General features: G+C 65.0%; 21 protein-coding genes. 9 read left to right on the top strand and 12 right to left on the bottom strand.

Features of this window, described 5'->3' with window-relative positions; translation table 11 throughout:
* Positions 1-23: 23 nt before the first annotated feature.
* The 7 genes from mnmG to NSE01_RS09945 all read left to right on the top strand — a co-directional run bounded on the left by mnmG (position 24) and on the right by NSE01_RS09945 (position 7,914).
* Positions 24-1,871 (top strand): tRNA uridine-5-carboxymethylaminomethyl(34) synthesis enzyme MnmG, encoded by a 1,848-nt coding sequence (gene mnmG / locus NSE01_RS09975; protein ID WP_147159640.1) that lies wholly within the window; start codon positions 24-26, stop codon positions 1,869-1,871.
* A complete protein-coding gene (gene rsmG / locus NSE01_RS09970) occupies positions 1,871-2,548 on the top strand; it encodes a 16S rRNA (guanine(527)-N(7))-methyltransferase RsmG (RefSeq protein WP_147159448.1) in 678 nt (225 codons plus the stop codon). Before mnmG ends, rsmG begins: the two co-directional genes overlap by 1 nt.
* Positions 2,545-3,321, top strand: a complete 777-nt coding sequence (locus tag NSE01_RS09965; RefSeq protein ID WP_147159447.1) for a ParA family protein — start codon at positions 2,545-2,547, stop codon at positions 3,319-3,321. The genes rsmG and NSE01_RS09965 overlap by 4 nt, the downstream gene beginning before the upstream one ends.
* The gene (locus NSE01_RS09960; protein WP_147159446.1) at positions 3,318-4,259 is read left to right on the top strand and encodes a ParB/RepB/Spo0J family partition protein; all 942 of its coding nucleotides are present in this window, start codon (positions 3,318-3,320) and stop codon (positions 4,257-4,259) included. The genes NSE01_RS09965 and NSE01_RS09960 overlap by 4 nt, the downstream gene beginning before the upstream one ends.
* A 116-nt stretch (positions 4,260-4,375) precedes the next feature.
* The gene (locus tag NSE01_RS09955) at positions 4,376-5,530 is read left to right on the top strand and encodes an acyl-CoA dehydrogenase family protein (RefSeq protein WP_147159445.1); all 1,155 of its coding nucleotides are present in this window, start codon (positions 4,376-4,378) and stop codon (positions 5,528-5,530) included.
* 33 nt (positions 5,531-5,563) lie between these two features.
* Entirely contained in the window at positions 5,564-6,631 is a 1,068-nt protein-coding gene (locus tag NSE01_RS09950; RefSeq protein WP_147159444.1) for a CAP domain-containing protein, read from the top strand.
* A 230-nt stretch (positions 6,632-6,861) separates the two neighbouring features.
* Positions 6,862-7,914 carry a M48 family metalloprotease gene (locus tag NSE01_RS09945; protein WP_147159443.1) on the top strand — a complete coding sequence of 351 codons (1,053 nt, stop codon included), beginning with the start codon at positions 6,862-6,864 and terminating at the stop codon, positions 7,912-7,914.
* 6 nt (positions 7,915-7,920) lie between these two features.
* Here NSE01_RS09945 and NSE01_RS09940 read toward each other — a convergent pair whose 3' ends face one another.
* Together NSE01_RS09940 and msrC are read right to left on the bottom strand one after the other, a co-directional pair.
* A complete protein-coding gene (locus NSE01_RS09940) occupies positions 7,921-8,784 on the bottom strand; it encodes a glycine zipper 2TM domain-containing protein (RefSeq protein WP_147159442.1) in 864 nt (287 codons plus the stop codon).
* A 149-nt stretch (positions 8,785-8,933) separates the two neighbouring features.
* Positions 8,934-9,416 carry a free L-methionine (R)-S-oxide reductase MsrC gene (gene msrC / locus NSE01_RS09935; protein WP_147159441.1) on the bottom strand — a complete coding sequence of 161 codons (483 nt, stop codon included), beginning with the start codon at positions 9,414-9,416 and terminating at the stop codon, positions 8,934-8,936.
* A 78-nt stretch (positions 9,417-9,494) separates the two neighbouring features.
* Between msrC and NSE01_RS09930 the strand changes: the two genes are divergently transcribed.
* The gene (locus NSE01_RS09930) at positions 9,495-10,958 is read left to right on the top strand and encodes a PQQ-dependent sugar dehydrogenase (RefSeq protein WP_147159440.1); all 1,464 of its coding nucleotides are present in this window, start codon (positions 9,495-9,497) and stop codon (positions 10,956-10,958) included.
* Here NSE01_RS09930 and NSE01_RS09925 read toward each other — a convergent pair.
* A complete protein-coding gene (locus tag NSE01_RS09925; protein ID WP_147159439.1) occupies positions 10,955-11,767 on the bottom strand; it encodes an ATP-binding protein in 813 nt (270 codons plus the stop codon). The two genes, NSE01_RS09930 and NSE01_RS09925, sit on opposite strands and share 4 nt — an antisense overlap.
* Positions 11,764-13,485, bottom strand: coding sequence for an acyl-CoA dehydrogenase family protein (locus NSE01_RS09920; RefSeq protein WP_147159438.1), 1,722 nt, complete (start codon positions 13,483-13,485; stop codon positions 11,764-11,766). The genes NSE01_RS09925 and NSE01_RS09920 overlap by 4 nt, the downstream gene beginning before the upstream one ends.
* A 47-nt stretch (positions 13,486-13,532) precedes the next feature.
* Between NSE01_RS09920 and NSE01_RS09915 the strand changes: the two genes are divergently transcribed.
* Positions 13,533-14,486 carry an L-threonylcarbamoyladenylate synthase gene (locus tag NSE01_RS09915; RefSeq protein WP_147159437.1) on the top strand — a complete coding sequence of 318 codons (954 nt, stop codon included), beginning with the start codon at positions 13,533-13,535 and terminating at the stop codon, positions 14,484-14,486.
* Here NSE01_RS09915 and NSE01_RS09910 read toward each other — a convergent pair.
* From NSE01_RS09910 to NSE01_RS09875, 8 genes are all read right to left on the bottom strand, one after another.
* Entirely contained in the window at positions 14,483-14,794 is a 312-nt protein-coding gene (locus NSE01_RS09910) for a hypothetical protein (protein WP_307725977.1), read from the bottom strand. The two genes, NSE01_RS09915 and NSE01_RS09910, sit on opposite strands and share 4 nt — an antisense overlap.
* Positions 14,795-14,857: 63 nt before the next feature.
* The gene (locus NSE01_RS09905; RefSeq protein ID WP_246135139.1) at positions 14,858-15,598 is read right to left on the bottom strand and encodes a head GIN domain-containing protein; all 741 of its coding nucleotides are present in this window, start codon (positions 15,596-15,598) and stop codon (positions 14,858-14,860) included.
* A 188-nt stretch (positions 15,599-15,786) separates the two neighbouring features.
* Complete coding sequence (locus NSE01_RS09900) at positions 15,787-16,311, bottom strand: CarD family transcriptional regulator (protein ID WP_067906430.1); 525 nt, start codon at positions 16,309-16,311, stop codon at positions 15,787-15,789.
* Between the two features lie 309 nt (positions 16,312-16,620).
* A complete protein-coding gene (gene fdxA, locus NSE01_RS09895) occupies positions 16,621-16,959 on the bottom strand; it encodes a ferredoxin FdxA (RefSeq protein WP_147159436.1) in 339 nt (112 codons plus the stop codon).
* Positions 16,956-17,282, bottom strand: coding sequence for an RNA-binding S4 domain-containing protein (locus NSE01_RS09890; protein ID WP_147159435.1), 327 nt, complete (start codon positions 17,280-17,282; stop codon positions 16,956-16,958). The genes fdxA and NSE01_RS09890 overlap by 4 nt, the downstream gene beginning before the upstream one ends.
* On the bottom strand, positions 17,282-19,831 hold the full coding sequence (locus NSE01_RS09885) for a helicase-related protein (RefSeq protein ID WP_147159434.1): 2,550 nt from the start codon (positions 19,829-19,831) through the stop codon (positions 17,282-17,284). Before NSE01_RS09885 ends, NSE01_RS09890 begins: the two co-directional genes overlap by 1 nt.
* Before the next feature lie 89 nt (positions 19,832-19,920).
* Positions 19,921-20,265 (bottom strand): DNA-directed RNA polymerase subunit omega, encoded by a 345-nt coding sequence (gene rpoZ, locus NSE01_RS09880; RefSeq protein ID WP_147159433.1) that lies wholly within the window; start codon positions 20,263-20,265, stop codon positions 19,921-19,923.
* A 147-nt stretch (positions 20,266-20,412) separates the two neighbouring features.
* Positions 20,413-21,936 carry a replicative DNA helicase gene (locus tag NSE01_RS09875; RefSeq protein WP_147159637.1) on the bottom strand — a complete coding sequence of 508 codons (1,524 nt, stop codon included), beginning with the start codon at positions 21,934-21,936 and terminating at the stop codon, positions 20,413-20,415.
* Positions 21,937-22,025: the final 89 nt, after the last annotated feature.

Genomic DNA, 22,025 nt, shown 5'->3' with positions numbered 1-22,025 from the left:
CCGAATCGCATATCGCGGCGACCATGCACCAGTTCGACATCATCGTTGTCGGCGGCGGTCACGCCGGCGTCGAAGCGGCGTCGGTCGCCGCGCGCATGGGTGCGCGCACCGCACTGGTCAGCTTTGATCCTGCGATGATCGGGGCCATGTCATGCAATCCCGCCATCGGTGGCCTTGGCAAGGGCCATCTCGTGCGTGAGGTGGATGCGTTCGATGGACTGATTGCCCGCGCTGCGGATGAGGCGGCGATTCACTACCGCATGCTCAACCGCAGCAAGGGCAGCGCGGTGCAGGGACCGCGCGTGCAGGCTGACCGCCGGCTGTTCCGTGCAGCGATCCAACGCATGGTTGCAGCTCAGGCCGACCTCACCGTCGTTGCCGGGGAGGCAGCGGCACTGCGGTTCGACGGTGGCACCGTGCGCGGGGTTGATCTTGCTGATGGCACCGCACTCGCGTCGCGTGCAGTTGTTCTTTGCACTGGCACATTTCTCGGCGGCCGCTTGTTCCGCGGCGAGGAGCGAATGGAAGGCGGGCGCATCGGCGAATCCGCGGCGCACCGTCTGGCTGAGCAGTTGCGCGGGGCAGGGCTGCCGATGGCTCGGCTGAAGACAGGAACGCCGCCGCGGCTCGATGGCCGAACGATCGACTGGTCGCGCCTCCCGGTCCAGCCAAGCGATCCCGAGCCGTGGACGATGTCGCCGCTCACCGGCGCGAGGCTGCAACCGCAAGTCTTCTGCGCCATCGCGCGGACCAATCAACGAACCCATGACGCCATTCGCGCCGGGCTTGATCGTTCGCCGCTGTTCAGTGGGGCCATTGATGCACAGGGGCCGCGGTACTGTCCCTCTATCGAGGACAAGATCCATCGTTTCGGGGATCGCGACGGCCATCAGGTCTTCCTAGAGCCCGAGGGTCTCGACGATCATGTGATCTATCCCAATGGCGTCTCGACGTCATTGCCGACCGATGTGCAGGTGGCGATGATGCGGTCGATGGAGGGACTGGAATCGGTCGAGATCCTCGTGCCGGGATATGCGGTGGAGTACGATCATATCGATTCACGCGCCCTACGGCGCAGCCTTGAACTGCGCCAAGTCCCGGGCCTCTATTGCGCCGGCCAGATCAACGGGACAACGGGCTACGAGGAAGCAGCTGCGCAGGGACTGGTTGCAGGCATGCATGCAGCGGCGGCCGTCCTTGGCCGCCCCGCGCCCGCCCTTGATCGGGCTTCCAGCTACATGGCCGTGATGGTCGACGACCTGACGCTGCATGGTGTCACAGAGCCCTATCGGATGCTGACGGCGCGAGCGGAGTATCGCTTGCGTCTGCGGGCCAACAACGCATCGACGCGGCTCACGCCTGCTGGCCTAGAGATCGGGTGCATCGGGCCGGAGCGAGCGGCATGGTTTGCGGCACGCGAGGAGGCCAAATCGCACATCGCATCGCGGCTTGAGCAGCAAGTGCTGCCGACGGAGTTGAGTTCCCAGGGCGTCATGGTGCGCTCGGACGGGGTGCGCCGGCCGCTTGCGGAGTGGCTCCGGTTTCCCGAAGTGACTTTTGATGCGCTAGCACCCTGGCTGGGTGATGCTGCCATTGATCCGGACCTCGCCGAGGAGCTTGCAGAGGATGCAGCCTATGCACCCTATCTTGCACGGCAGGAGGCTGAGCTGAAGCAACTGCGGGCGAGCGACGGTGTTGCGCTCGGCGATCGTTTTCCTTATGCCGAGGTACCGGGCCTCTCGCAGGAGATGGTGGAGAGGCTTGAGCGTGCGCAGCCCGATACGCTGGCGGCTGCTGGGCGGGTGCCGGGGATCACCCCGGCGGCACTGGCCAGCCTGTTGGTTGCGGCACGTCGGCGGGTGGCAGCGTGATGGTTGAGACGGAGGCTGAGGCCCGCGCGTGGCTCAATGAACGGCACGGCGATGCCGTGAACCGTCTGGAGGTGCTGGTTGGCGCACTCCGTGATGAAAACGAGAAGCAGAATCTTGTGTCGCGGCCTTCGCTCGATGGGGTCTGGCAGCGTCACATCGTCGACAGCGCGCAGCTTCTGCATGTTTCACGTGGAACCATACCCCCCGGAGCATGGCTCGATCTAGGTAGCGGAGCAGGGTTCCCCGGCCTTGTCATTGCAGCGCTGGAGCCGCAGCGCCCCGTGACTCTTGTTGATTCACGGCGGCTGCGGACCGAGTGGCTGGCGCGGGCAGCGGCTCTGATGGGCCTCTCCAATGTCGAGGTCATGCTGTCGCGCGTCGAGGATCTGGCAGACCGGCAGTGGCAGGTGATCTCCGCGCGCGCCTTTGCGCCGCTCGATCGGTTGCTGGATGTAGCTGCGCGTTTTTCCACACCGGAAACGCTGTGGCTGTTGCCGAAGGGGGCCAAGGCGCAGCATGAACTGGATGCGCTCGGTGCAGAATGGAATCGCGTGTTCCACGTGGAACAATCGTTGACCGATCCCGCCGCGGGCATCATCCTTGGTCATCTACACGGGCGCGCCGAAACAATGCGCGTTGGCAAAGCCGCAAAACGCAAGCGAGGTTCAGGTCGATGATCACGGTAGCCGTCGCGAACCAGAAGGGCGGGGTGGGCAAGACCACCACCGCAATCAACATTGCCACGGCGCTCGCAGCGACCGGTTGGAAAGTCCTGCTGATCGACCTTGATCCGCAGGGCAACGCTTCTACCGGGATCGGTATCTCGGCGGGAGAGCGTGAGCGCTCCTCTTACGACCTGCTGATCGAGCAGGCGAGCGTTGCTTCCTGCATGATACCGACGAGGATTCCAGGGCTGGATCTCATTCCGGCGACCGTCGATCTGTCTGGCGCCGAGGTGGAATTGGTCAGCGTGGCTGACCGGACCAGCAAGCTGCGCGCTGCATTGGCCGAGGATGCCGGGCACGAGATATGCCTGATCGATTGCCCCCCATCGCTTGGCCTTCTCACGCTCAACGCGATGACCGCCGCCAATTCCTTGCTCGTTCCTCTGCAGTGCGAGTTTTTTGCGCTCGAAGGACTCAGCCAGCTGCTCCAGACGGTGGAGCGGGTGCAGGAACGGTTCAATCCCGATCTTGGCATCCTGGGGATTGTCCTCACGATGTATGATCGTCGCAACCGGCTGACCGATCAGGTGGCGGATGACGTGCGATCCTGCCTCCATGGTCTGGTGTTCGAGTCGGTCATTCCGCGCAACGTGCGGCTATCCGAGGCACCAAGCCATGGGTTGCCGGCATTGATCTATGACCATGCCTGCGCCGGATCGCAGGCCTATATGAAGCTGGCACGCGAGCTGATTGGCCGCCTGCCGGAGCGGAGGAAAGCGGCATGAGCGAGGGTGCTGATGGCACGGCGGTGAAGGCAACGAAGCGGCCGGCGCTCGGTCGTGGCCTTGGCGCGCTACTGGGCGAAACGCGGCGTGAGGAGGCGGTTTCGCGCATCTCCGTTTCGGCGCCAGGTGAGGCGGTTGCGAGCGGTCTTGCTTTGCTTTCTGTTGCCTCGATCGAACCGCATCCCGAGCAGCCGCGGCGGCACTTCGATGAGGACGCGCTCGAGGAATTGGCGCGCTCGATTGCAGCGCGTGGGGTGATTCAGCCTGTGGTCGTGCGTCCCATGGGCAATGGCCGCTATCAGCTTGTCGCCGGCGAGCGGCGCTGGCGAGCGGCGCAGCGGGCGCGGCTCCACGAGATTCCGGCCATCGTCCGGCCACTTGATGATCGCGAAGTGACAGCGCTGGCGCTGATCGAAAACCTGCAGCGCGAGGATCTGAACCCGATCGAGGAGGCCCGCGCCTATCAGCGGCTGTCCGAACAGGATGGGCTGACCCAGCAGGAAATCGCCACGTTCGTTGACAAGTCGCGCAGTCACGTTGCCAACCTCATGCGGTTGCTCGTACTGCCGAGTGAAGTGCTCGATATGGTCGAGCGTGCGGAGCTCTCGATGGGGCATGCGCGCGCGCTGGCTGTTCTCCCTGATCCCGTGCCGCTCGCGCGTGAGACGGTGGCCAAGGGCCATTCCGTCCGCGATGTCGAGCGGTTGGCGAAGCGGACGATGCGGCCTGAATCAGCGCCTCGGCGTGCGAGGGCCGAGCGCGACCCGGCGAGTTCCGCTGATATTGCAGCGGTGCAGGCGCATCTTGAGGAGTTTCTTGGTCTCAAGGTCACGATCCAGGCCGATGCCGATCCGCGCACCGGCTCGGTTACGATCCGCTACAAGACGCTCGATCAGCTTGATCTTATCTGCCAGCGCCTGACTGGCGGGGCGATCTAGGCTTTCTTGCCCCGAAGGACAGGCGCCTTAACCGGTCGATTAATTTCGATTGACCGGGCCGGATCGGTTTGCCTATCTTTCAAGGCAATAACAGACCCGAAACCGGAGAGCCTGCCATGTCGCTCGATCTGATTCCCCGTTCCGCCTACACCGAGGACCACGAGGCGTTCCGACAGACGGTGCGCCGCTATCTCGAAACCGAAATCGCCCCGCACGCCAACGAATGGGCCGAAGCAGGCATCGTACCCAAGTCGATCTGGCCCAAGGCCGGTGAGCTTGGAATGCTCTGCCCGACTGTGCCTGAGGAGTACGGCGGCCTCGGCCTCGACTTCGGTTACAACGCTATCGTCGATGAAGAGAGCGCCTACTACGGCCGCGTCGCGACCGGCTTTTCGCTGCAGTCCGACATCGTGGTGAACTACCTTGTTTCGTACGGGTCGGAAGAACAGAAGCGCAAGTGGCTGCCGAAGATGGTCGCAGGCGAAGTGGTTACCGCGATCGCGATGACCGAGCCGGGCACCGGTTCCGACCTTCAGGGTATGCGCACCACGGCCAAGAAGGACGGCAACCACTACGTGATCAACGGGTCGAAGACCTATATCACCAACGGCCAGAACGCCGACCTCGTCCTTGTCTGCTGCAAGACCGACACCGAAGTCCAGCCCGCTTGGAAGGGTGTTTCGATCGTGCTGGTCGAGGCGGACCGTGAAGGTTTCAAGCGCGGCCGCAATCTCGACAAGATCGGGCAGGACGAAGCTGATACCTCGGAGCTGTTCTTCGAGGACGTGCGCGTGCCGATCACCAACTGCCTCGGCGAAGAAGGCAAGGGCTTCATCTACCTGATGAGCGAACTGCCGCAGGAGCGCCTGTCGATCGCCGTCAGCGCGCAAGCTTCGGCGCAGAAGGCCTTCGACGATACCGTTGCCTTCACGCGCGAGCGCAAGGCGTTCGGCAAGCCGGTGCTCGATTTCCAGAACACCCGCTTCACGCTTGCCGATCTCAAGTCCAAGCTGCAGGTCGGCTGGGCGCACCTCGATTGGGCGCTGGCCCGCCACCTCAAGCGCGAGCTGACTGCGGAGGAGGGCGCTGCGGCCAAGCTTTGGCACACCGAACTCCAGTGGGAAGTGATGGACAAGTGCCTCCAGCTGCACGGCGGCGCTGGCTACATGAACGAGTACGCGATTGCCCGCGCATGGCGTGGCGCGCGCGTGACGCGCATCTTCGGCGGCACGAACGAAATCATGAAGGAGCTCATCGGACGCAAGCTGTGAGTGTCACCCCGATGAACAGCCATAGCTGCTGACATGTCTGCCATGCGCACGCGGATAGGATTCACCCCTAACTCGCGTGCGCATGGTCGCATTCTGGCCGCAGGTCTTGCGCTGCTTCTGTTGGGAGGTACGGCCCCTGCCAGCGCTCAGTACGATCCCGAGCCAGATGAAGTTATCTACGAAGAAGCGGAAGTACCGAGTTCCGCGCCATTCGTGGCCAATCGAGGTGTGGTGACGCCAATCGATCAGAGCGCCTGGTCCAACACCGCGTCGCTCTATTCCCAGCCACCCGATCCCGCTCGCTGCTTCGCCGGGGTGCTGCGGCCGCAAACCAGATATCGTTTTCTCGATGCCTTCAATGCGTTGCGGGCTCGCCACGGGCTTGCCCCGGTGCGGTATAACGAAGGAGCAGACTCTTCAGCTGCCGAAGCGGCGCTGATCATGGCCACCAACAACGCGTTGAGCCATGATCCACCGCCGACATGGAAGTGCTGGACGGCGGCGGGGGCTGCCGCAGCAGGAAGTTCAAACCTCCTTGGCGGCGTTTCTTCGCCCTACCTGACCTATGAAGATGACGATGCCATCCTTGCCGAGTGGCTGATCGAAGGCGATGGCGACGAGATCGGCCATCGCCGCTGGCTGCTCGACCCCTATCTCGAGGAAACATCTCTTGGCCGGGTCATCACGGTGCTGCCCGGCGGCGTTCGCGTTGATTCGGCGGTCATGAAGGTGTTCGATTTCCCCGCGAGGTCAGCCCGCTCCGGTCGCTTGCCGAAAGCTCCGGAGTTCGTTGCGTGGCCGCAAGGCGAGTATCCGGGCCTATTCTTCTCTGCCCGCGCCCGCCTGTCGTTTTCGATCAGCCAGGATCCTGATTCCGAGACCATCGTCGATTTCTCAGAGGCGAAGATTGCCATCAGCGATGGTGAACGGAGCTTACCCATTCGTGATCGACTGTCTGACAACGATGGCTACGGCGTAGCCAATTGTCTCTCCTGGCGAGTCGATGGGATCGTCTCGGGACGCACTTATACGGTGACCATAACCGGTGTCCGCAACGCGCCACGCGATCGGTACAGTTATACTTTTCGGATCGCGAACTAGAATTAGTATTAGAATCCGTCGCTTGTCCTGGTCCCCGAGCATTGGAGATCGGTAGATATATGTATTTTGCCTTAGACATTTAGTCTATACAACTAAGACAAGGTCAGAGGCGGGAGTGGGCGTGTGCAGGGAAAGTCGGCGCGACTTCCGACAACGCCGCTGACCATTTCACAGTGGACCCATATGGGCCGCTTCCCTGGCTTTTCCGTCCTCGCAGCAGCTGAACCTTCATGACGCGTGCTTCCTTCGGGATCATCGCAGCCGCCGTTCTTGGCGCGGCGGCTCCCGCTTTTCTTTTCGCTCAGACTGCCGGCGAGCAACCCGCGAGTGGGCGCGAGAAGGGGCAGTGCGAGCTGGGCAAGGAGTGGTCGGAGGCGCGTCTCCACGACTATTGGCCAACCGAGGGCCGGGTTCAGAGCAGGGGCGCACTGGGCTATATGGGCCAGCAGAATGCTACCCGCGAAATAGATATTGCGGAAGCGCGGGCGCAGGTGGAGCGCGTGGTGCGGGTCAGCGGGCTCGAGATGAACTTCGAGATGATTATCGATCCGTCCACCCCGGCGGCGGCCGAAATCATCAACGGACGGCGCGTGATCCTGTTCGACCCCCGCTTCATGGCGCAAATGGCTGATCGCATCTGCCCCGACTGGGGTGCAATGAGCATCCTGGCGCACGAGGTTGGCCATCATCTGGCGGGGCACACTTTGCGCCAATCGGCAGAGCCCTGGCGTGATGAATTGGAAGCGGATGAGTTTTCCGGCTTCGTCCTCGCGCGGCTCGGTGCGTCATTGGCTGAGACGACCTCCGCGGCAGCGCGGATCCTGCCCGAACAGGCAACCCCGACGCATCCCGGCCGCAAGGACCGAATTGCGGCAATCGTCCATGGCTGGCAGAATGCCGAGGCGCTGGTCAGCGCTGAATTGAGCCAGGCTCGGCACAACCGTGGTCTCGTGCCGATGAAGCAGAGCCGCTTTGACCCCGATGGCGAGGGCGATGGCGCTTCCGATCTGGCGCTGATGGCGCGGATGATCCTCTACGATGATCCCAACGACTACTACATCACCAAAAGCGGGCGCATCGATGCCTATGACGGCACGCGCCGTCCGGTGGGACGAAAAGCGATTCCAAGTTCAGCTGACTATGCCTGGACCTTCCAGACCGACGCAACGCGATTCGACGTCGACTATAGCGGCCGTGTGCTGATGCGGCTCCCCTCGGGCATCGCGCACGAAGTGGGCGTCGTCGTGGCACTCCTCCCGCGCGCGGCGGGGAGCGGAGAGTAACTCCGCTCAGCTGCCCATCGGCACCTTCACGCGCTTGTCACGCATGGCCGGGCGGCGCGGGGGCGCACCGATGTAGCGCTTCTTTACGGGCACATATTCATAGGACACCGTGCGCGTTTCGGTGCAGGGGCCCTGCGCGGTAGCTGCCTGCGGAGCATTCGATGGCACCATCACGTAGCCCATCGGCGCACCGCTCACCGGCGGAACATAGCCGTAGGACGGATAGCCATAGGCGTAACCGCCAGCAGGCGCCGTATAGCCGTAGTACCCTGGGGCCGGAGCAGGCGCTGGCGGGGTGTAGCTGCTGAAGAAGTCTTCGCATTCCCGCTCACGCTTCTTGTCGATCGACTTGCCGATCGCGCCGCCCGCCACAGCGCCAACGGCGGCGCCTGCAACCGTGCCGATCACGCGTTCGCCCGAGGCAATGCGATTGCCGGCGACACCGCCGACGAGCCCGCCAATCACAGCGCCGGTCGTTCCGCTATGGCGGGTGGTGACGCCCTGGCACTTATCGACCATCTCACGGTAGCGCGGGTCGGCGTCCGGGGCTGCTTGCGGGGCAACGTAGCCCTGCGGCGCCGGCACATAGCCCTGCGGGGGCGCATAAACATAACCCTGCGGTGGGACATAACCCTGCGGTGGAGCATAAACCTGCGCTGGGGCAGCCTGAGCCGGGTAAACAGGCACACTGTAGACCGGCGGCGCATAGACTGGCGCGCCATAGACGGGATAGGCGCCGGGGTAGCCTGCGGGATAGGTCGTTTGCCAGCTGCTCTGTGCGACTTGGGTCTGCTGCTGGCGCGCAAGCGCCGGCGTGGCGAGGCTGGAGGCCGCCGCGACCACCACGAGGGCACGTAAAAGTCTGGCCATCTTGTTCCCCTGTCAGCGTAGGCCGAACTCCTGATGCGCACACGGTGCCCGCAGCCTGGAATTCGGGGTTAATACGCTGTTTAGCATCCCTGACCGCGCTGGGCCACGGGGTGCGGCATCACTGTGCCGAAACGGGGCAGGGGGCGGTGCTAGATACGGTCCGCGAGCAGGCGGGCAAGCGCTTCGATCCCGGCGGCATCCTCGGCATCGAAGCGGGAGAGCAGCGGGCTGTCGAGATCGATCACCGCGATCACGGCGCCATCGCGCTTCACCGGGACGACCAATTCGGATCGGCTTGCAGCATCGCAAGCGATATGGCCGGGGAAGGCGTGGACATCGGGTACCAACTGGGTCTCACCAGTGGCAGCTGCGGCGCCGCATACGCCCTGACCCAGCGCAATCCGGATGCAGGCGGGCTTGCCGGCAAACGGCCCGAGCACGAGTTCGCCGTCCACCATGCGGTAGAAACCCGCCCAGTTGAGATCGGGCAGGAACTCGGCAAGCAGCGCGGCGCAATTGGCCATGTTGGCAACCGCATCGGGTTCGCCGTGCGTGATCGCGCGCACCGCATCGAGCAGATCGGCATAGAGGTCAGGCTTGGGCTGGCCGGCAACGGGAGCAAAATCGTACATGTGCGGTGCCTTAGCAGGCCGGGCGGTTCACCGCGAGGACCATTGCGGGATGGCGGGGCTACTTCTAGACATGCTGCCATGTTCACACTCCGCAAGGCCCTGACCGGGCTCATCGTCGTTGTTGTCGTCCTTGGCCTGGCTGCCGCCTGGCTGCTCCGTGGCGATTCCGCGCAGCTCTCGCTCGAAAAGACGACCGGGCCCAAGCCGGAACTCGCCGAAGCGGCCCCGCAGTGGTTCCCCACGATCGGCATTGCCAAGCCGGTGGGCTGGGCCTCCGGGGAGAAGCCGGTGGCGGCTGAGGGACTTGTCGTGACGCGCTTTGCCGACAAGCTCGATCATCCACGCACCCTGACTGTGCTGCCCAACGGTGATGTTCTGGCCGCCGAGACCAACGGACCTGCACAGCGCGGCCCGGGCGGGCTGACCGGTCTCGTCATGTCCTACTTGATGTCGTCCGCCGGCGCGGGTGAGGCTTCGCCGAACAAGATCGTCGTCCTGCGCGACAGCAATGGTGACGGTGTTGCCGATCAGCGCTTCGAGATGAGCAACCCGGGGCTCGATTCGCCCTTCGGCATGGTCCTTCGCGAAGGGCGGCTCTATGTCGGCAACCACAATGCGGTGGTGTCGTGGCCATTCACGCCGGGTCAGACCACGCTCGCTGGAAAGCCGGAAAAGCTGATGGACCTGCCGGGCGGCGGCAACCACTGGGCACGCAACCTGACGGTCAGCCCGGATGGGAAGCTTCTTTATGTCACGGTCGGTTCGGCGTCGAACATCGGCGAGCGCGGACTGGACGAAGAGAAGGGCCGCGCGGCGATCTACGAGTACGATTTCGATCGCAAGAGCTCGCGCCGGTACGCCGAAGGCCTGCGCAATCCCAACGGGCTCGACTGGAACCCGCGCAGCGGTGAGCTGTGGACCACGGTCAACGAACGCGACATGCTTGGTTCGGATCTCGTGCCCGATTATCTCACCAACGTGCCGCTTGGCGCCCAGTATGGCTGGCCGTGGGTCTACTGGAAAAAGAATATCGACTGGCGGGTCAATGATCCCATGCCGCGCGACATGTTCTCCTATGTACGCAAGCCGGAATATGGCCTCGGCTCGCATGTTGCGGCCCTTGGCCTTGCCTTCGCGCGCGGCGGCAACCTGATGGGCGAACGCTTTGCCAGCGGTGCCTTCGTGGCGCGGCACGGATCGTGGAACCGCAAGCCGCTGTCTGGCTACGACGTTGTATTCATTTCCTTCGACAGCAATGGCAATGCGCTGCCGAAGGCCCCTGTGCCAGTCCTGACGGGGTTCCTGAACAAGGATGACACCGCGCATGGGCGTCCCACGTGGGTCGCCTTCGCCAAGGATGGCGCGCTGCTGGTGAGTGATGATACCGGCGGGGTTATCTGGCGCGTGGTGGCGCCGGGTGCAAAGCCGGCCGCAGAGATCACGCCCATCCCGGCAACGCCAATGCCGCCGGCACCCAAGCCGGGCACCAAGTTCATCGTCAAGCCGGCGACGGATTCGGACCTGACCAAGTCTCAGAACTAAAGGTTGCGACCGGCCCGCCCTGCGAGTTCGTTGACGTATTGCCACGCGACACGGCCAGAGCGGCCGCCGCGCTGCCTGGACCACGTCAGCGCATCGTCTTCAGCGAAGCTGAGGCCGTAATGCGCTGCGTAGCCATGGATGATGGCCAGGTAGTCGTCCTGCGAGCAGGCATGGAACCCGAGCGAAAGGCCGAAGCGATCTGCCAGCGCGAGCCGGTCGTCGACCACGTCGCGCGGATTGATCGGATCGTCCTGCTCGGCCATGTGGCGCTCGACGATGGCACGGCGGTTTGATGTGACCGCAAGGCGCACGTTGGTTGGCCGCGCTTCCACACCGCCTTCAAGCCACGAGCGTAGCCGGCGGGCAGAACCCGCGTCGCCTGCATCGAAGCCTAGATCGTCGAGCAGGATCAGGAACCGTCGGTCCGTCTTCCGCAGTTCGCCGAGCAGCAGGGTGAGGCTTTCGTCGGGCGACGCCTGAATCAGCGCAATCCCGCCCGGATAGGCCTCCTGCGCAGCGCGGACGGCGGCGCGGATCATCGCCGACTTGCCCATCCCGCGTGAGCCCCACAGCAGCATATCGTGCGCTGCCGCGCCGGACGCGAGCCGCAGCACGTTTTCAGCGACAGCGGCCTTCTGCGCGTCGACGCCCTTGATCAGCGCCAGCGCGGGGGCTTCGAGCGGATCGACTGCGCGCGCACCGGTGCCGGTCCAGACATAGGCCGGGTGTGCCAGCCAGTCCGTTGGCACTGGCCGCGCCGGGGCGAGCCGCTCGAGCGCCGCTGCAATCCGTTCGAGCGGATCGCTCATCCGGTCAGCGCCTCGCTTTCCAGTTCGTAGTAGAGCGCTGCACCGGCCATGGCCGCCGCACCAAGCCCGCGGGCTTCGGGGACGATGGTGCGATTGAACACCTTGGTCACCGCTGTCTTCTCCACGCTGCCGGTCGCACGCGCCTGACGGGCGAGCTGCCAGCCTGCCACTGCAACGGCGCACATGGTGAGGAAGGGCACGCTACCCGCAAGCTTGTCGTCAAGGCTGGCGTCGCCGCTCGCCATCCACGAACCGATGGCCGCAGCATCCTTGGCGAGCGAGGCGACTTCGGGAACGTCCTGCATCTCTGCGGAAATATCGGCCATCAGAGCCTGCAGCACACCGCCCTGTTCCATGCCGAGCTTGCGAGTGACGAGGTCGGCAGCCTGAATGCCGTTCGTCCCCTCATAAATCGGTGCAATGCGCGAATCGCGGTAGTGCTGCGCTGCGCCTGTTTCCTCGACAAAGCCCATGCCGCCATGGATCTGGATGCCCAGGCTGGCGACTTCGCAGCCGACATCGGTGCCCCAGGCCTTGAGCAGCGGCACGAGCAGCTCGGCTCGCTGCTGCGCGGCCTTGTCGCCCAGCAGGCCGCGATCGACCTGACCCGCGGTATAGTAAAGCAGCGCGCGCGAGCCTTCGGTCAGCGCGCGCATCCGCAGGATCATGCGGCGCACGTCGGGATGTTCGATGATCGCGACGGGGTTCTTGTCGGGCGAACCGGCGCGGGCAGACTGCACGCGGTCCCGCGCATACATGCGGGCCTGCTGCAGCGCTCGCTCGGCGATCTGCACGCCCTGGCTGCCGACGTTGATGCGCGCGGAGTTCATCATCGTGAACATGGCCTTGAGGCCTTCATTCTCGTGGCCGACCAGCTCGCCGATGCACTCGCCGTTGTCGCCGTAGGACATGACGCAAGTCGGCGAGACGTTGATGCCCAGCTTGTGCTCGATCGAAACCGCACGCAGATCGTTGCGCTCGCCCAGCGATCCATCCGCATTCACGTGGTACTTGGGCACGATGAACAGCGAGATGCCGCGCGAACCGGCGGGGGCGCCGGGGGTGCGGGCCAGCACGAGGTGGATCACGTTCTCGGCCAGCTCATGCTCGCCCCACGTGATGTAGATCTTGGTGCCAGCGATGCGGTACTTGCCAGCGTGCGGCCCATCATTGATCGGCACGGCCGTGCTGCGCAGCGCGCCCACGTCGGAGCCGGCCTGCGGCTCGGTCAGGTTCATCGTGCCCGACCACGCGCCCGAGATCAGGTTGGGCAAGTACATTGCCTTCTGCGCATCGCTGCCATGATGATCGAGCGCCTCGATCGCACCCACGGTGAGCATCGGCAGCAGCGTGAAGCCCATATTGGCCGCGCCCAGCGTTTCGAGCACGCAGGTGGCGAGCGTGAAGGGCAGGCCCTGGCCGCCGAATTCGGCGGGGCCGGCAATCGAACCCCAGCCCTGTTCGACGAAGGCCTTGTAGGCTTCGGCATAGCCGGCAGGGGATGAGACTACGCCATCCTTGCAGTGCGCGCCCTCGGTATCGCCGATTCGGTTGAGCGGCGCCCACTCGCCAGCGGCAAAGGCGCCAATGCCTTCGGCGATGGCTTCCACCAGATCAGGCGTGGCCGCGCTGTAGCGTTCGTGCTCGGCCAGTTCGTCGATTCCGGCGCAAATGCGCATGGCAAGGACCTGGTCTTCGGTGGGGGCGGTAAAGCTCATGTGCTGTTTTCCTTGGCAGCCTCTCCCGAGGCCTATAGCGGCAAGCCATGGTCACGCAATCGCCTCCAAACGTGCTGCTCGCTGATGCTGCGGGCATTGCCGAGGCTGCGCACGTGCTGGAGGCGGGCGGAACCGTCGCAGTGCCGACCGAGACGGTATACGGCCTCGCGGCGCGTGCGGACAGCGATGCGGCTGTGGCGGCGATCTATCGCGCCAAGGGACGGCCCGATTTCAACCCGCTGATCGTCCATGTGCCGGATATGGCGGCGGGCGAAGTGCTGGCCGAGTTCGATGCGCGCGCCAGAGCGTTGGCGGCGGCGTTCTGGCCGGGGCCGCTGACCATGGTGCTGCCGCGCCGCGCCGATGCACCACTGGCGGCGGCGGTGACGGCGGGCCTGCCGACGGTGGCGCTGCGCGTACCTGCGCATCCGGTCATGCGCGCGGTGCTGGCGGCGGCGGGGCTGCCATTGGCGGCGCCATCGGCGAATCGCAGCGGCGGGGTGAGCCCTACGAGTGCAGCGCATGTCGCGGCCTCGCTTGGGGCGCGGGCAGATTTGATCCTCGATGGCGGGGTGACCCAGCAGGGCCTCGAATCGACGATCGTTGCGCTCCGGTCCGGTGGCGGCTGGCAAGTGCTGCGGCCCGGGCCTATCACCGAGGGGGCGTTGGCGGCGGTGCTGGGGGGCGCTGCTGCGGCTTTGGTATCAGGCGAAACCCGAATCGAAGCGCCGGGGCAGCTGGCCAGCCACTATGCGCCGGGCAAGCCGGTCCGTCTTGGCGTTGTAGCGGCAGAACCGGACGAGTTTCTGATCGGTTTTGGCGACGTCACCGGAGCGGTATCCCTTTCGGAATCGGCCGACCTCGCCGAGGCGGCTGCGCGCCTCTACGCCTGCCTCCACCTCGCGGCCGAGGCAGTGCAGCCGCGCATCGCGGTGGCACCTATTCCGGACGAGGACATCGGCGTCGCGATCAACGACAGATTGCGCCGCGCGGCGGTCTAGCGTTCCGCCCGCAAGGCCTCGATTTCGCCGCTGATCCGGTTGGCGTCGGCACAGGCCGCTGTTTCGCCTCGATTGCAGGCCGCAAGGCGGCGGCTGTATTGCTTCTCAAGCTTCCTGATCTTCTCGTCGCGCTTGCGCATGGCACGGCCGCGATTCTCGTCCGCCTCGGATTGGCTGGTGGTCGCCATGTCCACCGCCTTTGCTCCCACCTTCACCGGCGCGGTGACGATGCTGGCGGCGGTGCTGGCGATGCAGCCCGAAAGAGTGAGGGCCGCGAGCGGAACGAGGACAGGCAAAGGTCGGATCAAGCGCGGGGCCTTTCGGTCAGGGAACCCGGCGCTTACCCTATCCTTTCCGGCGGGGCCATGGCGTCAAGGCGTGCAGGTCAGCGTGCCCGAGCCCATGGAGTTGACCTTGCACTGCGCGCGGCCCTTCACGGTGACCGAGCCGGAACCCATGATATCGGCCTTGACCTGACCGTCCGAGGCGAAGCGCGCGTCACCCGAGCCAGCGATCTCGACCTTGGCTTCATCCGCGGTAAGGCCGGCCATGTCCGCCGAGCCGGAGCCGGCGATCGAGACCTTGAGCGCCTTGGCTTTGCCGCCAGCCTTCAGATCACCCGAGCCGATCACTTCGACCTTGAGGTCCTGCGTATCAATCGCCGGCACTTCGATATCGCCCGATCCAGCAATGCTGACACCGACCGCATCACCGCTCAGCGTATCGGCGCGCATCGTGCCGGATCCCGCCATTACCAACCGCCGGGCAGCGGGTACGGTGACTTCAACCGTCGCGAGATCGTCGCTGCCGCCGATCTTCCAGCCTTCGCGGCCGATGGCGAGTTTGCCGTCCTTGAGCACGAAGCGGAGGCGGTCCTTGGCGTCCTGCTTGCCGCTGACGCTGATCGCAAGCTTGTCGCCTTTGATCACGTGGACATTGTCAGGCCCAAGCAGCGAGATTTCCTCAGGAGCCTTCTGCGATAGATCAAGATCTGCCAGCGGCACACCCTTCATGCCGCCCACTTCGAGCGTTGCGCCATCACAGGCAGTGAGCGACAGCGCGATGGCAGCGACGGCGATCCCGCCAAGGGTGCGGGCAATATCCTTGATCATGGGGCTCTCCTGGAACTGGTGTGTTACCATCATAACGCACCGGAACTGGGGACGCCAAGTCATTCGCCGATCTGCATCGGCTGTTCGCCGTCCATATCCGGACACGAAAAAGGGGCCGCCGGATTGTTCCGGCGGCCCCTTTTTTCCAGCGCTTCCCCAAAAGCGCTACTGGGCGGTCCCGAGTTGCCTCAGGCCGTTTCGTAGTACTTCGGTGCGTGCTCGTTGAGGATCGCGAGGATCTTCTTGAGCGCGGCCGGCTCGTCCGTCTTTTCCATGGCGGCGAGTTCGCGCGCGAGGCGCGAGGACGCTGCTTCGAAAATCTGGCGCTCCGAATAGCTCTGTTCCGGCTGGTCGTCGGCGCGGAACAGATCGCGCGTCACTTCGGCGATCGAAACGAGATCGCCCGAGTTGATCTTGGCTTCGTATTCCTGCGCACGGCGCGACCACATCGTGCGCTTGACCTTGGGCTTGCCCTTAAGGGTATCGAGCGCCTCGCGCAGCGTCTTGTCCGAAGACAGCTTGCGCATGCCGATTGCTTCAACCTTGTTCACGGGAACGCGCAGGGTCATGCGTTCCTTTTCGAAGCGCAGCACATAAAGCTGCAGCTTCATGCCTGCGATTTCCTCGTTCTGCAGTTCCACCACACGGCCGACGCCGTGCTTGGGATAGACGACGTAATCCCCAACATCGAAGGCAAGTGCCTTGGTTGCCATTGCTTATCCTTTCGGCGCAGCAGGGACGATGGCAAAGCGGGGCGGGTCACGCCCCCGGACAGCACTCCGGGCCCTTTGGGGGAGAGGTCCGGCAAACGACCGTCTTTAAACGCGGTCTACAAGCACTGCGATCCGTTTGCCGTTTGTCCTGCCTTAGCGTGTTGTAGGCTACCGGGAGGATCGTTCCGCCCAGTGCTTGCGGGCGCATATAGCAGCTCTGTCACAAAAATGCCAGAGGCAAGGGCGCGGATCAGCGCCAAAATGCTGCAGTTTCGGGGGGACGCTCGCTGGCGCCCCCTCGTGAAGCGATCAATCGCCTTCGCCGGGCTCGGCCGAGAAGTACTTTTCGAACTTGCCGTCCTCGCCCTTGTGATCGTCGGCGTCGGCAGGAGCGTCCTTCTTGGTGGTGATGTTCGGCCACTCGGCCGAGTACTTGGCGTTGAGTTCAAGCCACTGCTCGAGGCCGCTCTCGGTATCGGGCAGGATCGCTTCGGCCGGGCACTCGGGTTCGCAAACGCCGCAGTCGATGCACTCGCTGGGGTTGATCACCAGCATGTTGTCGCCCTCGTAGAAGCAGTCCACCGGGCAAACCTCGACGCAATCCATGAACTTGCAGCGAATGCAGGCTTCGGTAACGACATAGGTCATGGCAGTGGCAGTCCCTCAGGTTGGATTCCCTGACCTGCTAGAGGGGGTGTGCCCGCTGCGTCAAGCACCTCATAGCAACCCCTCGCTTCTTCGACAGGGCCGCGCCGCCGCGGAAGATGTCCGACGGTGATCACTTTCACCCCGCTTCGCAGCGGCAGAACCAGCACATCGCCGCAGCGTACAGCGGTACTCGCGCGTTCTATGCGTCGACCATTCAGGCGGATGTGACCCTCGGCAACCCAGTCCTGCGCAAGGCTGCGCGATCCGGCAAAACGTAGGAACCACAACAACTTGTCGATGCGCAGGGTGTCTTCACCAGCCATTAGCGGATAAGCTCGGCCAGCGCGGCAAAGGCGCCCGTGGGGGGCGGCAAGGGCGCTGAGGCAGCCTGCGCCGGTGCGCTGCGCGGCGGACGCCAGTCCCACAGCGGCGGTGCCGGCGGGCCATGCGCGGCCTCCGCCAGCGCACGCGCCATATGGACACGAAAGCCTGCGGCCCGCAGCAACGCAGCATAGCCAGCCGTGGCAAGCCCCATGGAACGGGCGAGTGCGGGGTCGAGCGGGTAGCGCTTTGCCGCTGCGCCAATCCGGCAACGGTGCGCCGCCTGCAGCAGCTTTTCCGCCATGTCGACGCGGATGGCCTGCCCGCCCGCGCGTCGATATCCGGCGGGCGGTGTCTTCGCCGTCACGACCGGGGGGAGATTCGTCGGCGGCGACAACGGTGCATCACCGCGCAGCTCGGCCAATCGGCACCAGAGCGCCAGGGGGCCTGATTTCAGTACAGCCGGGACGAACAGGTCGAGCGCCCCGATCCGTACGCCGAGACGGCGCAGGGCATCGCGCTGGCGGCCATCGAGCCGTTCAAGGCCTGATTCCTCGCGCGCCAGTACGCCGCCTCCAGCGACGAGCTTGAGGAGGAGTGCGCGCAGGTCCGGGCCCGACTCGGCCGCCCGCGCAGCCTCGGCCAGACGCACGAGGGGGCCGAGATCAGCCCCAAGGCGCTTGGACAGCCATCCCTCGAATGAACTGACCAGTTGCGGACGCAGACGCGCAGAAAGCAGGCCCAGCGTCGCATCGAGTCGCAAGCGCGGCTCCAGCACCGATCTCCCCGGCTCAAGGCGCGCCACGGCAAGGCCATTCCAGATCAGCGCGCCCCGTTCAATGGCAAGGCCCGCCGGTTCCCCCGCATCAGCGATCAGCGCCTCAGCGCGCGTGGAAAGCAGGCCGGGAAGGTGGCGCTCCGCAGCGGCGAGCAGCAGTTTCCGGTCCGCCGCGCGGGCCAGCGGATCGACCACGAAGCGGAAGCCTTCGAGGTGGCCGATGGGTTCATCGTCAACGAGCACCGCCCCAGCCTCGCTGATCCGCACCGGCAGGAGTGAAGCATCACCTCCGGCCTTGCGCATCAGCACCGTGGTCCGCCGGTTTACGAAGCGTTCGGTGAGGCGGGCGTGCAGCGCATCGGAGAGGCGCGTCTCCACCGCACGGGCGCGTGCTGCCATTTCCTCGCGCGCCAGCACCCAGTCAGGCCGCTGGGTGATATAGGCCCAGCTACGCACCGCGGCGATGCGGCCCTGCAAGGTATCGATATCGCCGGAAGGATTATCCTGCTGAGCGATGGCCTGCGCGACATAATCCGCGCCGAGGTAGCCGTGGCGCAAGTCCTGCCACAGGCGGGCGACGAAGCGCGAATGGGTTTCGGACCCCTGTTGGCGGAAATCAGGCAGCGAGCAGACCTGCCAGAAACGCTGGACCGAGGCCCGTCCACGCACGGTGCCGGCCAGGTCCGGTTCCTCGGCCAGGCGCTTGAGCACGGCAAGATCGATGGCTTGCGGGGCGGCCGCCAGCTCCGGCTGTGGCGGCGGGCTTTCAAGGTCTTCGATCAGTGTCTGCAGGCTGTCGAACCGGGGCTCCGCTTCGCGCCAGAACAGGCGGGTGAGCGGCGGGAAGCGGTGCTCCTCGATCGCGTAGACTTCCTCGTCGGCGAATTCCGGGCCAGACCCGGAATCGTGCCCACCCATTCCGGCCAGTGTGCCGAAGGTGCCATCCTTGTGGTGCCGCCCCGCCCGCCCGGCGATCTGGGCCATTTCCGCGGTTGTCAGGCGGCGGTGGCGGTGCCCGTCGTATTTGGAGAGCCCGGCGAAGGCGACGTGGCTGACGTCAAGATTCAGGCCCATCCCGATGGCATCGGTCGCGACGAGGTAGTCAACCTCGCCTGCCTGATACATCGCCACTTGCGCGTTGCGGGTCTGCGGGCTCAGCGCGCCCATCACGACCGCCGCGCCGCCGCGGAACCGGCGCAGCATTTCGGCCATCGCGTAGACCTGCTCGGCGGAGAAGGCGACGATGGCGCTCCGGGGCGGGATGCGGCTGAGCTTCTTTGCCCCGACATGGCTGAGCGTGGAGAAGCGCGGGCGGCTGACAACCTCGACATTGGGCACCAGCGCCTTGACCATCGGCTCGATCGTGGCCGAGCCGAGGAGCATGGTTTCCTCGCGCCCCCGGGTGTGCAGCAGGCGGTCGGTAAACACGTGCCCGCGCTCGGGATCGGCGGCGAGTTGTGCTTCATCGAGCGCAACGAAGGCAAGATCGGGCCTGCTGGGCATCGCCTCCACCGTGCAGAGGTGCCAGCGCGCGTTCGGCGGCTCGATGCGCTCCTCGCCGGTTATTAGCGCGACATTGGCCTCGCCCTTGATCTTGCAGACGCGGTCGTAGACCTCGCGCGCCAAAAGACGCAGCGGGAAGCCGATAGCGCCTGATGAATGGGCGCAGAGGCGTTCGATGGCGAGGTGAGTCTTGCCCGTATTGGTCGGGCCAAGCACCGCCTTGACGGGCGGGCCGGAGCGGTCAGCGCGCGAGGGCTTGAAGCTGGCCATGCCTCGGAATGTGGCAAGGCCGCCTGCAGCGCGCAAGCGGCCTTTGGGGCTTTATCCCCCCTCTCGCCAGAGAGAGGGGGCGGTCTGTCTCAGCCGTCGTAGTCAGCGCCGAGCGAGGTGTTACGCACCGGAGCCGCAGCCGTAATGCGCAGCGCTTCGGCCGACTGCGAGAGCGAGCCGATTTCGTCAACCTGGTCGTCGTCGTCCGGCAGCACGCGCTGCATCGACTGGATCAGGTTTTCCTTGAGCACGGTCGGGCGCACGGTCTCGTCCGCGATCTCGCGCAGGGCGACGACCGGGTTCTTGTCACGGTCGCGATCGACAGTCAGCTCCGCGCCGCCAGAGATCGCGCGGGCGCGCTCTGCAGCCAGCAGCACGAGATCGAAGCGGTTGGGAATCTTGTCGACGCAATCTTCGACGGTAACGCGCGCCATGGGGCACTCCGTTGCAACTGGAATGAATGGGAAAGCGGCGAGCTAGGCGTGAGCAGCCCGAAAGTCAAGAAAATGCCGGTTTCGGGAGTCTTTGAGCCGGTGCAGCTCTGAAACGCGCCCTTCCGTGCGTTTCAGCCAACGAATCCATCATTCATCGTCGAAGCCATAGGCCATGTGATCGGGCGCAAGGTCGCTGAAGCGGGTGATCCGCGCCTCGAACTTCAGGCGCACCTTGCCGGTCGAGCCGTGGCGCTGCTTGGCGACGATCAGTTCGGCGAGGCCGAATACGCGCTCCATTTCGGCCTGCCACGCGGCGTGGGCTTCCTGCACCTTGGCATCGTCGGTGCCCTGGGGCACCTTGGGTTCGCGTGAAGCCACGTAGTAGTCTTCGCGGAACACGAACCAGACCATGTCCGCGTCCTGCTCGATCGAGCCCGATTCGCGCAGGTCCGAGAGCATCGGGCGCTTGTCGTCGCGCTGCTCGACCGCGCGGCTGAGCTGCGAGAGCGCGATAACGGGAACGCTGAGTTCCTTGGCCAGCGTCTTGAGGCCGCGGCTGATTTCCGAGATTTCGTTGACGCGGTTGTCGCTGGCGCGGCCGGAGCCTTGCAGCAGCTGCAGGTAGTCGACCACGATCAGGCCGATATCATGGCGGCGCTTCAGGCGGCGGGCGCGGGTGCGCAGTGAGCCGATAGTGAGCGCGGGCGTATCGTCGATAAAGAGCGGCAATTCGGCGAGGCGCTGGCTGGCGAAGGAGAGCTGCTGGAAATCCTCGCGGCTGATGCGGCCCATGCGCAGCGCCTCGGAACTGATCCCCGATTGTTCGGCGAGGATACGCGTGGCGAGCTGGTCCGCGCTCATTTCGAGGCTGAAGAAGGCGACTGCCGCGCCGACCGAATCCTTGACCGCAATCCCGTCCGCGATATCGCGGCGGAGGCGGTCGGCCGCGTTGAACGCAATGTTGGTGACGAGCGAGGTCTTGCCCATGCCGGGGCGTCCGGCGAGGATGATGAGGTCGCTGTCGTGCAGGCCGCCGATCTTCTCGTTGACCGAGGTGAGGCCGGTGGTCTTGCCCGAGATATGGCCGCCCGAAAGCAGCGCTTTCTCGATCATTTCGAGCGAGACGCGGGTCGCGCTGCCAAAGCTTTGCGCCTCGTTGCCGGTTTGCGCGCCTTCCGCGACGGCATAAAGCGCGGCTTCGGCATGCTCGATCTGCTTGAGCGGGGCGACCGTTTCGCTCGTATCCATCGCGCCGGAAACGAGGTTTCGGCCAACGGTGATCAGCTCTCGCAAGAGGGCAAGATCATAGATCTGCTCGGCGAGTTCCTTCGGTGCGAGGAGGCCCTGACCGTCCGCGGTGAGCCGCGCCAGATAGGCCGTACCGCCGAGCTCCTTGAGGCCCTCGTCCGCTTCGAAATAGGGCTTGAGCGTGACCGGCGTGACCACTGCCTTGCGGTCGATCAGCGCCTGGATGCGTTCGTAGACCCGCCCATGGACCGGCGCGTAGAAATGCTCCGCGCGCAGCGGCGTGGGCAGCTCCTCGAGAATTCGGTTGTCGATCAGCACCGCGCCGAGAAACGCGGCTTCGGCCTCTACGTTGGAGGGAAGCGTGGCGGCGGCGGACCCGTTGGATTCGGGGTCGCGCAGGGGGATCGGCTGGACGTTGGACATAGCGCCCTTGTGGAGGAGCAGCGCCGGTGCGGCAAGCGGCACACATGCAACGGTGCCTGTGGATAGCGGGGAGGGAACTGCCGTCTCCC

Origin of the sequence: Novosphingobium sediminis (genome assembly GCF_007991615.1) — a bacterium.
Taxonomy (GTDB): domain Bacteria; phylum Pseudomonadota; class Alphaproteobacteria; order Sphingomonadales; family Sphingomonadaceae; genus Novosphingobium; species Novosphingobium sediminis.
Note: the sequence above shows the minus strand (reverse complement) of the source record. Positions and strands in the feature narration are given on the sequence as shown.